Origin of the sequence: Sneathiella chungangensis (assembly GCF_009882935.1) — a bacterium.
GTDB lineage: Bacteria > Pseudomonadota > Alphaproteobacteria > Sneathiellales > Sneathiellaceae > Sneathiella > Sneathiella chungangensis.
Map to the genome: position 1 here is coordinate 271827 of NZ_WTVA01000001.1, position 13558 is coordinate 285384.

The following is a 13558-nucleotide window of genomic DNA, read 5'->3' on the forward strand; positions in this document are numbered from 1 at the left end:
TTACACCAATCGTGATTGTTTAACCGCCGCCGTGATGAAGCTTTCAAACAGCGGATGCGGCGCGAAGGGTTTCGATTTTAACTCGGGATGGAACTGAACGCCAATAAACCACGGGTGATCCGCAATCTCGACGATTTCCGGAAGGTCCCCCTGCGGCGACAGCCCGGAGAATTTATATCCGGCCTTTTCCAGCACATCCTTGTAGGCGATATTGACTTCAAACCGGTGACGATGGCGCTCGTCGATATGGGAAACGCCATAAATTTCATTGACCTTGCTGCCCGGCGTAAGATCGCAAGGATAGGACCCAAGGCGCATGGTGCCGCCAAGATCACTGTCTTTCGTGCGCACTTCCGTCTTGTTGCCCCGCGTCCATTCGGTCATCAGCCCGACGACATTCGGATCGTAATGGCCGAACTCCGACGTGCCGGCATTCGGCATTCCCGCAAGGTTGCGGCAGCCTTCGATAACCGCCATCTGCATGCCGAAACAGATTCCGAAATAGGGAATCTTCTGTTCGCGGGCATATTGAACGGCCTTGATCTTGCCTTCCGCTCCGCGCTCCCCGAAACCGCCGGGAACCAGAATGGCATGCGCATCTCCGAGAACCGCCGCCGGGGACGCATCCGCGTCTTCGAATCTTTCCGATTCCACCCAGTTGATATTGACCTGGACCCTGTTGGCAATGCCGCCGTGAATAAGGGCTTCCGTCAGCGACTTATAGGCATCCTGCAACTCGATATACTTGCCGACGACGGCGATATTGACCTCGCCTTCCGGATGCAGGACTCGGTCGACAATATTTTCCCATTTGGAAAGATCCGGCGTCGGCGCATCCATAATGCCGAAGGCTTTGAGGACCTGCTCGTCGAAGCCTTCCTTGTGATAGCTGAGCGGCACTTCATAAATGGTCCTGACGTCGAGCGCCTGGATCACCGCTTCTTCCGGAACGTTACAGAACAGGCCGATCTTGCGCCGTTGACCCTGCGGGATCGGCTGCTCGCTCCGGCAGAGCAAGATGTCGGGCTGGATGCCGATGGAGCGGAGCTCCTTAACCGAATGCTGCGTCGGCTTGGTTTTGAGCTCTTTCGCGGCGGCGATATAGGGAAGCAGGGTCAGGTGAATGAAAACCGCGTTGTTCCCAAGCTCGTAACCCAATTGCCGGATCGCCTCGAGAAAGGGCAGTCCCTCGATGTCACCGACGGTCCCGCCGATCTCGACCAGAACGAAATCCTCGTCTTCCAGATTGGCCGTCGCAAATTCCTTGATCGCGTTGGTGATATGCGGGATCACCTGCACCGTGCCGCCAAGATAGTCGCCGCGGCGTTCCTTGCGGATCACCGTCTGATAAATCCGCCCCGTTGTCACGTTATCGGTCTGTTTGGAGGGAACGCCGGTGAATCGCTCGTAATGACCAAGGTCGAGATCGGTTTCCGCGCCGTCGTCGGTCACATAGCATTCGCCATGCTCATAGGGGTTCATGGTGCCGGGGTCGACGTTGATATAGGGGTCCAGTTTCCGAAGCCGTACCTTGAAGCCACGCGCCTGCAGGAGGGAGGCCAATGCCGCCCCTGCGAGACCTTTGCCAAGAGAGGAAACCACACCACCGGTAATGAATATAAACCGAGCCATGGAGTTACGTTATAACCAATTCTGTAATCGACGGGAAGTAAAAGAGGCGGCAATTTCGCCGCCTCTGGAATATTTTGTGAAAAGTCCGATTATTCCGACAGGGGAGCCGAGGGCTCCGCCGGTTTTGCGGGGACAGCCGGCACGGTCTGTTCCGGGCTATCCGTCGTCGTTGCGGGCGTATCCAGAATGGATGTCGGTTCGGAATGCGTGCCACTGACAATCGCTAGCAGAATGCTCGTCAGCATGAACGCCGTCGCAAGGCCGGCCGTCGTCCGCGTCAGCAAATTGGCCGCGCCACGACTTGTCATCGCGCCGCCGCCCCCGCCAATGCCGAGCGCCCCACCCTCGGAGCGCTGGAGCAGAACAACCCCGATCAGAAAGACCGCAATCATAATATGAATGACCAGAAGGACAGTTTCCATTCTCTTCAATCCTGATTACCGGGCGGCGTCATCCGCCCATTTTATCAACAGTTGGTGGGCTTCTACACCAAAGTCAATGAGAATGCTAGACACTAGTGCCGCTATTTTAACGCGGGAATGAGGAGCCCTAATCCTTAGCGCTGCGAATCTGCTGAACCGCTTCCTCAAAGGCCGGCTGCTGCAAGATGACATCGGCGAAGGCGTTGCCAAGAATCTGCCCGGAAAGGACGTCCTGCGGATAATGCAGGCCACCCGTGACGCGTCCATAGCCGATCTGCTTGCCGAATTCCGTCAGCTCCGATGCATGCGCGGGAAATAAATCGGCCAGCAGTCTTGCATAGACCGTCGCGCGAATGGAATGCCCACTCGGATAGGAGGCGACAGTCCGCGCATCGCCCACGGGCTTGACCGCGTCATTGACCTGGAAGGGACGCGGGTAATCATACCGTTCCTTGATCGCGTCATATTCCTCCCTGACCTCGTCAATGGCGTCATCCAGTATTTCCTCCAGAGCCTCCCGGTCGAAAGCATCCAGATCATTTCCGAGAATCGGAATGAAACGATCAAAATTGAGGGATTTTTCGACAAAGACGATGTCTTCCGGTGTCCGGATTCGCTGCATCCAGAGGACAACGGTCATGGCTTCATTGAAGGCCGGGGATCCGAGCGGCGGTGGCGGCGGGATCAGCGCTTCCGCATCGACCGCGCCATCCGGGAAATACTTTTCGCCGCCCGAGTCATCGGCCACCACCCCCGCGAATATTGCAATCACGAGAATTGATGCAACGGCTGCAATACGGGTGAAAAACGTCATCCCTCACTCTCCGGCTTGATGGATCGAAACTCAGATACAGGTCTCAACGATTGGCCAGAAATCCGCCGCCTTGAGGCTAGCACCACCGACGAGCGCGCCGTCAACATTCGCCACCGCCATGAGCTCGGCCGCGTTGCTGCCCTTGACCGATCCCCCGTACAGGAGGCGCATCTTGTCCGAATCATTGATCAGGGAGCCCAGTTCCTTGCGAATATGGGCGTGAACCACAGCGACATCGTCCGGTGTCGGTGTTTTTCCTGTTCCGATCGCCCAGACAGGCTCATAGGCGATCACGGTGGTCGTCGCCGTTGCGCCTTCGGGAAGAGAATTTCTGACCTGGCTGCTGATTAAATCAAGCGTTTTATCCGCGTCGCGCTCCGCCAGCGTCTCGCCAACGCAGACAATTGCGACAAGGCCCGCGCGTAGCGCGGCTTCCGCTTTTGCCTTGACGACAGCACTCGACTCGCCATGATCAGCGCGCCGTTCGGAATGACCGACAATGCAATAGTCCCCGCCTGCGTCTTTCAGCATTTCCGCCGATATGTCGCCAGTATGCGCGCCGCTTTCCTTTGCGTGACAGTCCTGACCGCCGAGGCTGACGGCGCTGCCCTTGGCAATCGTCGCCATTTCCCGCAGCAGCGTCGCCGGCGGGCAGATCAGGATATCGCAGTTCGGCCCGGCATGCTCATTCGACAGCCGCACAAGTTCCCCAAGTTCAGTTGCCGCCGGTTGCGACAGGCCGTTCATTTTCCAGTTTCCGGCAATCAGCGGTCGTCTTTGCTTTGACATCAATTTTCCCCGAAGCTTTTACAAAAAACAGAAGATATATTGCAATTTCAGGTTCATATGCCATTTTTTGGATTAGAAAGATACCGCTTTGCAAATTTCCATGTTGCCCCGCCCCGCATGGCACCTATAATCTGGCGCGCTTGCGCCGGGTGATCCGGCGGCGATACAGCGGCATTAAACACTAACAGGTTTTTGGTAGACGATAATCATGCTTCACGCGATGCGAAAAGGAGCCAGCGGATGGCTCGCAAAAGGTTTGTTGCTTCTTCTGGTTGCGAGTTTCGGCATCTGGGGCATCGGCAGCGACATGCTGACGAGTTCGGTTGGCAACAATGTGATCGAAGTGGGCGATACGACAGTCTCCCTGGGTGAGTTCCAGCGCGATTACCAGCGCAACCTCAATATCCTGTCATCGCGCCTGAATACCCAGCTGACGCAGGACCAGGCGCGGCAGTTCGGCCTCGCCCAGATGACCATCAACAATATTGCCTCACGCGCCCTTGTGGACGAAAAGACCCGCTCGCTTGGCCTCAGTGCCAATGACGATGCAGTGCGCACGGTGATCCAGAGCCAGCCGGCCTTCCTGAATCAGTCCGGGCAATTCGACCGTTTCCTGTTCGAACAGTTTCTTGCGCGCAATGGATACAGTGAAGGCGAATATATCAATATCGTGCGTAATGACATCACGGGCGATCAGCTGTTCGGAACGCTCCCGCTGGGCCTCACCGGCGCGCCGAAGCCGCTGACCGACACCATTTACGCCTATGCCGCCGAGAAAAGATCTGCGAAATATATCGATATCCTCGACAGCAGCATCGGCTTCGCTCCCGCACCGACCGATGAAGAACTGGAAGCCCTGATCGGGGAGAAGCCAGAGAATTACTCCGCGCCCGAATACCGCAAGATCAGCTATATCCTGCTGACGCCGGAAAGCGTCGCATCGGCGGTGGACATCGCCGAGGAGGACCTCAAGGCCGAGTATGACGCCCGCAAGAGCGAATTCGACACGCCCGAGAAACGCGCGGTCCAGCAGATGATTTTCGAGACCGAGGAAAAAGCGGCCGCGGCGCGCAAAAAAATCGCCGAGGGCGCAGATTTTGCCGATGTCGCCATGTCCGATCTGCAACTGACGAAAACGGATATCGATCTCGGGCTTCTTTCGCCCGCCGACCTCCTCCCCGAACTGCAGGGCCCGATATTCGCGCTTGAAAAAGGCGGCGTCACGGAACCAGTAAAGACGATACTTGGTTGGCATGTCGCAACGATCTCCGATATTCAGCCCGGCGCGGCCAGCAATTTCGAAGACGTCAAGGACCAGCTTCGGAAGGATATCCTGCTCAATCGTGCGCAGGAGCTTCTGTATGCTCAGGCGACGAAGCTGGAGGATGAATTCGCGGGCGGTGCCAAGCTTGCCGAAGCCGGCCAGAGCCTCGGCCTGACCGTCCTTTCCACCGACTGGATCGACGCCGAGGGCAAGGATAAATCAGGGACCGCCGTCAGCAGCCTTCCCGATGCCACCGGATTCTTGAGCGAGGCTTTCGCGCGCAGCACCGGCGATGACGCGGAAGTCAGCGAAACGGCGGGCGGTGGCTATTATGCCATTGCCGTCGATGAAATCGAGCCCGCCGCCGTCCGGCCGCTCTCGGAAGTGCGGGATCAGGTCACGAAGGACTGGCAGGACAACTGGCGCCATGAGGAAACCAAAAAGAAGGCCGATGCCCTGCTTGTCAGGCTGAACGGCGGCGAGACGCTCGAGAAGATCGCGGCGGAACTGGGTGTTCCGGTCCAGACCTCCACCCCTGCCCTTCGGAATGATGTCGCCAGCGACCTTTCTCCCATCGCGCTGGAAGGTCTGTTTGACCTGGAGCCGGGTGCCTATGGCGTCAACATCAATAAAAACAACAACGGCACGCTTGTTTACGGCATCGCCGAGATTGTTCCCGCAGACGCCGCCGCGGACACGGAAACTTACACGGAAATCGCCAACCGGATAACCGGCAGCGTCCGCACCGGCATTGTGGCGGAATATGAAAACTATCTTCAAAAGGATATTGGTATCTCCATCAAGGAAGAGCTGATCCGGGAATATTTCTAACATCATGTCCATTCAGCCCAGTTTCGCCGAATTCAAGGAAAAGCATGATGCCGGGCAGTCCCAGATTCTCTGGACGACGCTGGTAGCCGATCTTGAAACACCTGTTTCCGCGATGATGAAGCTCGCGGAGGGACAGCCGAACTCTTTCCTGCTCGAATCCGTGGAAGGCGGCGCCGTGCGCGGCCGTTATTCCATTATCGGGCTGAAGCCGGACCTGATCTGGCGATGCGACGGCAATGAAGCGCGGATCAACCGCATGGCGCGGTTCGACCCGGACGCCTTTATCGCCTGCGACGCGCCGGTTCTCGAGAGCCTGCAGGCGCTGATCGACGAGAGCCATATCGATCTGCCGCCGAACCTGCCGCCGATGGCGGCCGGGCTGGTCGGCTATATGTCCTACGACACGGTGCGGCTGATGGAAAAAATTCCGGACGGCAATCCGGACGATCTGAAGGTGCCGGAAGGGATGTTCATCCGTCCGACCGTTATGGCGATCTTCGATTCCATTCTCGATCTGGTCACCATCGTGACGCCGATCTGGACCGGCGACGGCCGTTCGGCGCAGGACGCCTATAACCATGCGGCGGAGCGGATCGCCGATGCGGTCCATGATTTCGAGCGGAGCCTGCCGCATACGGCGTCTCTCGATGCCGGAAAACTCGACCTGCCGGAGCCGACGTCCAACACGACGAGAGCCGAATATCATGCGATGGTGGAGAAGGCGAAGGAATATATCCGCGCCGGCGATATCTTCCAGGTAGTCCCGTCCCAGCGGTTCGAGCTACCCTTCGAGCTCCCCTCGCTCGCGCTTTACCGCGCACTTCGGCGGACCAATCCCTCCCCCTTCATGTTCTATCTCAATTTCGGGGAGTTCTCGATTGTCGGCTCCAGCCCGGAAATTCTGGTCCGGCTTCGCGGCGGAAAAGTCACCATCCGTCCCATCGCCGGAACCCGCCCGCGCGGCGCCACCGCGGCGGAGGATACGGCGCTGGCGGAAGATCTTCTCTCCGATCCCAAGGAACTGGCGGAGCATTTGATGCTGCTCGATCTCGGGCGCAATGACGTGGGCCGCGTCGCCAAGATCGGCACGGTGACCGTGACCGAGAAAATGGCGATCGAGAATTATTCACATGTCATGCATATCGTCTCCAACGTGGAGGGCGACATCGCGGACGATCTGACGGCCATCGATGCGCTGAAGGCCGGTTTTCCGGCGGGCACCGTCTCCGGCGCGCCGAAAGTGCGGGCGATGGAGATCATTGACGAACTCGAGAAGAGCCGCCGCGGTGTTTACGGCGGCGCGGTCGGTTATTTTTCGGCCAACGGGTCGATGGATACCTGCATCGCGCTTCGCACGGCGGTCGTGAAGAACAAGAAAATCTATATCCAGGCGGGCGGCGGTGTCGTTGCGGACAGCGATCCGGAAGCGGAATATCAGGAAACCGTCAACAAGGCGAAGGCCCTGGTCCGGGCCGCGCAGGAAGCTGTGCGCTACGCATCCGATACGGGACGCAACCGCTAGAATTATCCCTTGAAGGTGAGTGCCGTCACCGCGCTCACCGGCACGAAAAGAAAACCCTTCTTCTTTGCCTCCGGCAGCCATTTGCGGAGCGCGCCGATCGTCTCGTGATGCGGATGGCCGATCGCGATCACGACGCCGGTTCTCAGAGCCATTGCCTCGACCTTCGCGAGCTGTTTGAGGATCGCCGCCTCGTCGATCACATGGTCGATGAAGAAATCCCGCTTTACGGACGGCATGCCCCGTTCTACCGCGAACCGATAGCCGACAGAGGCGGACGTCGTCTTGGAATCGAGGAACAGCAACCCGCGTTTCGACATTTCGTCCATGACAATGGCCATCGCCCGGCTGTCAGCGGTAAACCGGCTGCCCATATGGTTGTTCACCCCGACGTAACCTTCGAAGCTATCGAGGTTACGGATCGTCCGTTCCAGAATTTCCGCATCGTCCAGCTCGGTCAGGAGCGCGTCGGGGCCCGGATCGGTATCCTCGTCCGTCGGTTCCATCGGCAGATGCAGCATCACCTCATTGCCGTTACGGCGCGCCATCTCCACCTTTCCCTGCAGGGATGGCGCATAGGGAAGAAACGCGAGCGTCAGGAGCGCCGGCAATTCATTTAGATCCTCAATACGCTGGGTGCTCAGCCCGACGTCGTCGATGACGATCGCGATCATCGGCTTGCCGCTGATATCGGGCGCGAGCGCCGCATAGCGTTTCCAGGCCGGCAATTCGGCATTGGCCGGTAATTCGGCAGTGGCCGGTTCGCGCGTCATATGCTCACGCGCCGCGATTTCCGCTTCCGGGGTCAGGCGCGGCTCTTCCGGTGCCGGATAATCGTTATAGGCAAAGGGACTCTCGGGGACAAAAGTCGTGGCTGAGGGGGCCGACGCAACCTCGGCGGCCGGGACCGCCAGCGCATGCACCGACTGGACTTCTTTCTTGCGCTCGAACGGATCGAAAATCTTGCCGATGAGAATGCCGCCACTGACGCTGATCATCAAGACAGCCACGCAAAGAACGGCGATCCTGACCGGCGACGCCGTCACCCGGTCAACCCGCGATACGCTCGTCGCCTTGGTTTTCCCCTTATGCCGGGATGTCATAAACAGGCCCCTCGTCTTCTACTCAACGCGTAAATTACTCATCGTTATGTATGTAAATCTATTTCAATATGGTAAACAAGGCATAAAAATGGCAAATGGGCGAAAATTGCGCTCTTGATTTTGACGCGAAAAAAGCCAAACTGCTTGTCGGAACCGGGGAGTCGGGAGATTTAGTCCAAGCAGTCCCGGCATGACTTTAACAAAGCATGATATAATATTGAAATGATTACGTTAATTGATAACTACGATAGCTTTACCTATAACCTCGTTCATTTTCTCGGTGAACTGGGGGCGGAGGTCAAGGTCTATCGCAACAATGTCGTGACGGTCGACGCCCTGTTTGAGGAAAATCCCGCCGGGATCGTTCTTTCGCCGGGCCCTTGCGATCCGGATCGGGCGGGAATCTGCCTTGAAACCGTAAAACGGGCGAGCGTCACGGGAACGCCGCTGCTCGGCGTCTGCCTCGGTCACCAGACCATCGGCCAGGTATTTGGCGGCAAGGTCGTGCGCGCCGATCAGCTCATGCATGGCAAGACGTCGGAAATCATTCATAACGGCACCGGCCTCTTCAAGGGCCTTCCGAATCGGTTCGTCGCGACGCGCTATCATTCTCTGACCATTGATCCGGCAACCGTGCCCAATACGCTCGAGGTTACCGCGACGACAGATGACGGGGTAATCATGGGGCTCAGCCACAAGAGCCTGCCGCTTCACGGCGTGCAGTTCCATCCCGAAAGCATCGCCTCCGAGCATGGCCATGATCTTCTTCGGAATTTCCTGAACCTAACCCGCCCGGATACCAGGGCCGCGGCATGAGCAATAGTCAGCCGGATTTCAAGGCGCTGATCGCGAAAATTGCGGCAGGCCAGACTTTAAGCGTGACGGACGCAAAAACCGCCTTCAATACCATTTTATCGGGGGACGCCACCCCGTCGCAGATGGGCGCCTTCCTGATGGGACTGCATTTGCGCGGCGAAACCGTCGATGAATTGATCGGCGGCGTCTCCGTACTTCGCGAAAAAGCAACCTATATCACCGCGCCGGATAATGCCGTCGATGTGGTCGGCACCGGCGGCGATGGCCATGGGACGCTCAATATTTCCACCGCTGCCGCCTTCGTCACCGCCGGCGCCGGCGTGCCCGTCGCCAAGCACGGCAACAAGGCCGCCTCCTCCCGCTCGGGCACGGCGGATGTGCAGGCGGTTCTCGGCATCAACACCGAATGCGACTTTTCACTCACCCAGCGCGCGGTTCACGAGGCCGGAATCGGCTTCATGGTCGCCTATCGCCATCATGGGGCCATGCGCCATGTCGGCCCGACACGGGTGGAACTCGGGATACGCACCATCTTCAACCTGCTCGGTGTCATGTCCAACCCGGCGGCCGTAAAGCGCCAGCTCATTGGCGTTTACGACCCGAGCTGGATGCGGCCAATGGCAGAAACCCTGCGCGAGCTCGGCTCGACCCACATCTGGGTCATGCATGGGGCGGACGGGCTCGATGAACTCTCCACGACGGGACCCTCCCAGGTGGTCGAGATGAAAAACGGCGAGATCCGGGAATTCGAAATCACACCGGAACAGTATGGCCTTGCAAAAGCCGAGCTTGCGGCGCTCAAAGGCGGAACGCCGGAGGAAAATGCCGAGGCATTGATGGCCCTCCTCCAGGGGGCGTCCGGCCCCTATCGCGATGTCACCTTGCTGAACGCCGGCGCCGCCATCATGATCGGCGGCAAATGCGCGACCGTCGAGGAAGGGATCAAGCTCGCGGCGCAATCCATTGACGACGGCGCTGCGCTCACGGCGTTCGAGACTCTCAAGCGCATTTCCAATGAAAAGGTTCAGGAAGGATGAGCATCCTCGCAAAAATCTGCCATGACAAGCGCGAGCATGTCCGCCATTGCAAGGACCGTGTCCGCCTTTCGGATATCGAGGCAGCGGCCCGTGCCGCGGAGGCCCCGCGCGGCTTCATCCGCGCCCTGAAGGCCCGTCGCGACAGGGGCGAATACGGCCTAATTGCCGAAATCAAGAAGGCCTCCCCCTCGAAGGGCCTGATCCGCGCCGATTTCGACCCGCCGTCCCTCGCCCGCGCCTATGAGGAAGGCGGCGCAACCTGCCTCTCCGTGCTTACGGACATTCCCTATTTCCAGGGGTCCGACGATTATCTGGTGGCGGCGCGAAACGCCGTCTCGCTTCCCGTTCTTCGCAAGGATTTCATGCTTGATCCCTATCAGGTGATCGAGGCCCGGGCGCTCGGTGCCGATTGCATTCTCCTTATCATGGCAGCGCTTGAGGACAATCAGGCGCAGGAGCTTGAAACCTGCGCCCATGACTGGGGCATGGATGTACTGGTCGAGGTGCACAACCGGGAGGAACTTGATCGGGCGGTGACCCTTAAAAGCCCGCTGATCGGCATCAATAACCGCAACCTCAAAACGCTAGAAGTGGATATCGCGACGACGGAGGCGCTCGCCGGCGCGCTCCCCGAAGGTTGCCTCGCCGTGAGCGAGAGTGGGCTTTATACCCCGGCCGACCTCGCGCGGATGGAAAAGGCGGGCTGCGGCTGCTTTCTCGTCGGCGAATCCCTGATGCGTCAGGACGACGTCGCCGCCGCGGTGCGCGCGCTTCTCACACGGACATAAGGAACATATAGATGAGCCGCCTCACCCATTTCGATAAAAAGGGCGCCGCCCACATGGTCGATGTGGGGGACAAGGACGTGACGGAACGGCAGGCAACTGCCGCCGCGACCGTCCGCATGGCGCCGGAGACCCTGAAACTCATCCAACAAGGCGACGCGAAGAAGGGCGATGTCCCCGGTGTCGCCCGGATTGCCGGAATCATGGCCGCCAAGAAGACGGCCGATCTGATCCCGCTTTGCCATCCGCTGGCGCTTAGCAATGTTACCGTCGATTTCCTTATCCATGAGGCGGACAATGCCATCGAAGTCCGCGCATCCTGCAAACTCAAGGGCCGCACCGGCGTCGAGATGGAGGCGCTTACCGCCGCCTCCATCGCCGCGCTTACCATCTATGACATGTGCAAGGCCGTCGATCGTTCAATGGTCATCGCGGACACCAGGCTGCTTGAAAAAAGCGGCGGAAAATCAGGAACTTATAAAGCATAATGATCTCGGTAGATGAAGCCCGTGAAAAGATCCTGAAAGAAATCCGCGCGGTCGGCACCGAGGTGATTTCCATCAGCGACGCCGCGGGCCGCGTGCTCGCCGAAGATGTCCGCTCCCGCCGGACCCAGCCCCCTGCGGCAATGTCGGCGATGGATGGCTTCGCCGTCCGCGCGGCCGATGTCGCGAACGTTCCCGCCAAACTTCGGATTATCGGCGAGAGTGCGGCGGGTGGCAGCTTCGATGGCGAGCTCAAGGCCGGAGAGGCGGTCAGGATATTCACCGGCGCTCCGCTTCCCCCTGGCGCCGACACCATCATCATTCAGGAAGATACGGAATTTGATGGCGGTACTGTCACCGTCAAGGAAGGCGCGGCGAAAGGCACCTATGTCCGCGCCGCCGGGCTCGATTTTCGCGATGGCGATATCGGCCTCAGGGCACCGAGGATCGTGACCCCGCGCGATATCGGCCTGCTTGCCGCGATGAATGTTCCATGGGTCACGGTCCGCCGCAAGCCGAGGGTTGCACTGCTCTCCACGGGCGACGAGCTTGTCCGTCCCGGCGAGCCGGTTGGCGAGAACCAGATCATCTCTTCCAACAGTCTGCTGGTCGCCGCGCTTGTCGACGCGGCGGGCGGGGTGCCCCTCGATCTCGGCATCGCCAGGGATACCGCCGCATCCCTCCGCGAAAAGGTGCGGGACGCGGGCTCGGCCGATATGCTGATTACCCTCGGCGGCGCCTCTGTCGGGGATCACGACCTGATCCAGCCGGTGCTTGCGAAAGAAGGGCTTAGCGTCGATTTCTGGCGGATCGCCATGCGTCCCGGCAAGCCACTGATGTTTGGCAACTTCGCCGGGATCCCCATGCTCGGCATGCCCGGCAACCCGGTTTCCAGCATGATTTGCAGCTATCTTTTCTTGATCCCCGCGCTCGATGCGCTTCGCGGTCTCCCGCCCCGGCTTCCGCCGCGTCAAAAGGCACTGCTTGCCCATGATCTGAAACAGAATGACCAGCGCGAGGATTATATGCGCGCCACCATCGACGGGGAGGAAAAGGGTCTTCCCGTTGTCACGCTTTTTCCGAAGCAGGACAGCTCCATGCTCTCCCCGCTGTCCGCCGCCGACTGCCTTGTCGTCCGCGCGCCCTTTGCGAAAGCCCTGTCAAAGGGCGCGGAAATAGAGATTATCCCGCTTCACCAGCCCTACCCCGCCGTTTAACCGGGAACGGTAGTTCCTGATACCCGGAGATTTCCCCTTGACGGGTGGTGAGAACTTTTGTAGAACATTTGTGAATGTTTTTGATTTGTTCTTTACGGTGGTTCCCGCATGCTGACAAAAAAACAGCACCAGCTTCTTCTCTATATCCATGAGTGCCTGGAGACGCGTGGCGTCTCCCCTTCCTTTGATGAGATGAAGGAAGCGCTTGATTTAAAATCAAAGTCCGGAATTCATCGACTGATTACGGGGCTGACGGAACGGGGATTTATCCGCCGCCTGCCGCATCGTGCACGGGCGCTCGAGGTATTGAAGCTGCCGGATGATCTCAAACGGCGGATCGAGGCCGAAGAAACCACGGCGGATACCGAAAATCTGGTTGAGGTGAATTTCTCCCGCAAGGGAGCGCGTGACGACCTGCCGTCCAAAGAAGTGGTTGAGGCGGACGATGACAGCCTTCTCAGCCTGCCGCTCTATGGGCGCATCGCCGCCGGTACGGCGATCGAAGCCCTCAGCGATCCCAGCAGCTTCGTTGATATACCGGCCGGGATGGTCGGGCTGGGCCGGCATTACTGCCTCGAGGTTGCGGGTGATTCGATGATCGACGCCGGTATCCATGATGGCGATACCGTGATCATCCGCGAGAGTGAAACGGCCGAGAACGGCCGGATCGTCGTCGCGCTGATCGATGATCACGAGGTGACACTGAAACGCCTGCGGCGCAAGGGCGGCTCCATCGCGCTGGAAGCGGCAAACCCCGATTTTGAAACGCGTATTTTCGGCCCGGACCGCGTCAAGGTGCAGGGTCATCTTGTTGCGCTTTTCCGGAAATATTAGGGCCCGGTCC

Annotated in this window: 13 protein-coding genes; 8 read left to right on the forward strand and 5 right to left on the reverse strand. The window is 59.0% G+C overall.

What is annotated here, in order from left to right; all coding sequences use genetic code 11:
• The 4 genes from GQF03_RS01290 to tpiA form a co-directional block, all read right to left on the reverse strand.
• Positions 1 to 1632, reverse strand: coding sequence for a CTP synthase (locus GQF03_RS01290; protein WP_161337376.1), 1632 nt, complete (start codon positions 1630 to 1632; stop codon positions 1 to 3).
• Positions 1633 to 1721: 89 nt separating this feature from the next.
• Positions 1722 to 2054: a preprotein translocase subunit SecG gene (secG, locus tag GQF03_RS01295; protein WP_161337377.1), complete on the reverse strand. Its 333-nt coding sequence runs from the start codon at positions 2052 to 2054 to the stop codon at positions 1722 to 1724.
• Between the two features lie 127 nt (positions 2055 to 2181).
• Entirely contained in the window at positions 2182 to 2868 is a 687-nt protein-coding gene (locus tag GQF03_RS01300) for a phosphatase PAP2 family protein (protein ID WP_161337378.1), read from the reverse strand.
• Between the two features lie 30 nt (positions 2869 to 2898).
• Positions 2899 to 3657 carry a triose-phosphate isomerase gene (gene tpiA / locus GQF03_RS01305; protein WP_161337379.1) on the reverse strand — a complete coding sequence of 253 codons (759 nt, stop codon included), beginning with the start codon at positions 3655 to 3657 and terminating at the stop codon, positions 2899 to 2901.
• Between the two features lie 220 nt (positions 3658 to 3877).
• Between tpiA and GQF03_RS01310 the strand changes: the two genes are divergently transcribed.
• Positions 3878 to 5752 (forward strand): SurA N-terminal domain-containing protein, encoded by a 1875-nt coding sequence (locus GQF03_RS01310; protein ID WP_161337380.1) that lies wholly within the window; start codon positions 3878 to 3880, stop codon positions 5750 to 5752.
• Positions 5753 to 5756: 4 nt separating this feature from the next.
• Positions 5757 to 7274 (forward strand): anthranilate synthase component I, encoded by a 1518-nt coding sequence (gene trpE / locus GQF03_RS01315; RefSeq protein ID WP_161337381.1) that lies wholly within the window; start codon positions 5757 to 5759, stop codon positions 7272 to 7274.
• 2 nt (positions 7275 to 7276) lie between these two features.
• On the opposite strand, the gene GQF03_RS01320 is transcribed toward trpE, so the two are convergent.
• Positions 7277 to 8374: a divergent polysaccharide deacetylase family protein gene (locus tag GQF03_RS01320; protein WP_161337382.1), complete on the reverse strand. Its 1098-nt coding sequence runs from the start codon at positions 8372 to 8374 to the stop codon at positions 7277 to 7279.
• A 222-nt stretch (positions 8375 to 8596) separates the two neighbouring features.
• Between GQF03_RS01320 and GQF03_RS01325 the strand changes: the two genes are divergently transcribed.
• The 6 genes from GQF03_RS01325 (at position 8597) to lexA (ending at position 13548) form a co-directional block, all read left to right on the forward strand.
• Positions 8597 to 9190, forward strand: coding sequence for an anthranilate synthase component II (locus GQF03_RS01325; RefSeq protein WP_161337383.1), 594 nt, complete (start codon positions 8597 to 8599; stop codon positions 9188 to 9190).
• A complete protein-coding gene (gene trpD, locus GQF03_RS01330; protein ID WP_161337384.1) occupies positions 9187 to 10227 on the forward strand; it encodes an anthranilate phosphoribosyltransferase in 1041 nt (346 codons plus the stop codon). The genes GQF03_RS01325 and trpD overlap by 4 nt, the downstream gene beginning before the upstream one ends.
• Positions 10224 to 11015: an indole-3-glycerol phosphate synthase TrpC gene (trpC, locus tag GQF03_RS01335; protein WP_161337385.1), complete on the forward strand. Its 792-nt coding sequence runs from the start codon at positions 10224 to 10226 to the stop codon at positions 11013 to 11015. Before trpD ends, trpC begins: the two co-directional genes overlap by 4 nt.
• Positions 11016 to 11026: 11 nt before the next feature.
• Positions 11027 to 11500, forward strand: a complete 474-nt coding sequence (gene moaC / locus GQF03_RS01340) for a cyclic pyranopterin monophosphate synthase MoaC (protein WP_161337386.1) — start codon at positions 11027 to 11029, stop codon at positions 11498 to 11500.
• Entirely contained in the window at positions 11500 to 12714 is a 1215-nt protein-coding gene (locus GQF03_RS01345; RefSeq protein ID WP_161337387.1) for a molybdopterin molybdotransferase MoeA, read from the forward strand. The genes moaC and GQF03_RS01345 overlap by 1 nt, the downstream gene beginning before the upstream one ends.
• Before the next feature lie 108 nt (positions 12715 to 12822).
• Positions 12823 to 13548, forward strand: coding sequence for a transcriptional repressor LexA (gene lexA / locus GQF03_RS01350; RefSeq protein WP_161337388.1), 726 nt, complete (start codon positions 12823 to 12825; stop codon positions 13546 to 13548).
• Positions 13549 to 13558: the final 10 nt, after the last annotated feature.

Coding starts and splice junctions, on each gene's coding strand:
- trpE (WP_161337381.1), top strand. CDS start 5,757: ATGTCCATTCAGCCCAGTTTCGCCGAATTCAAGGAAAAGCATGATGCC.
- GQF03_RS01325 (WP_161337383.1), top strand. CDS start 8,597: ATGATTACGTTAATTGATAACTACGATAGCTTTACCTATAACCTCGTT.
- GQF03_RS01300 (WP_161337378.1), bottom strand. CDS start 2,868: ATGACGTTTTTCACCCGTATTGCAGCCGTTGCATCAATTCTCGTGATT.
- GQF03_RS01345 (WP_161337387.1), top strand. CDS start 11,500: ATGATCTCGGTAGATGAAGCCCGTGAAAAGATCCTGAAAGAAATCCGC.
- GQF03_RS01290 (WP_161337376.1), bottom strand. CDS start 1,632: ATGGCTCGGTTTATATTCATTACCGGTGGTGTGGTTTCCTCTCTTGGC.
- trpC (WP_161337385.1), top strand. CDS start 10,224: ATGAGCATCCTCGCAAAAATCTGCCATGACAAGCGCGAGCATGTCCGC.
- secG (WP_161337377.1), bottom strand. CDS start 2,054: ATGGAAACTGTCCTTCTGGTCATTCATATTATGATTGCGGTCTTTCTG.
- tpiA (WP_161337379.1), bottom strand. CDS start 3,657: ATGTCAAAGCAAAGACGACCGCTGATTGCCGGAAACTGGAAAATGAAC.
- GQF03_RS01310 (WP_161337380.1), top strand. CDS start 3,878: ATGCGAAAAGGAGCCAGCGGATGGCTCGCAAAAGGTTTGTTGCTTCTT.
- trpD (WP_161337384.1), top strand. CDS start 9,187: ATGAGCAATAGTCAGCCGGATTTCAAGGCGCTGATCGCGAAAATTGCG.
- lexA (WP_161337388.1), top strand. CDS start 12,823: ATGCTGACAAAAAAACAGCACCAGCTTCTTCTCTATATCCATGAGTGC.
- moaC (WP_161337386.1), top strand. CDS start 11,027: ATGAGCCGCCTCACCCATTTCGATAAAAAGGGCGCCGCCCACATGGTC.
- GQF03_RS01320 (WP_161337382.1), bottom strand. CDS start 8,374: ATGACATCCCGGCATAAGGGGAAAACCAAGGCGACGAGCGTATCGCGG.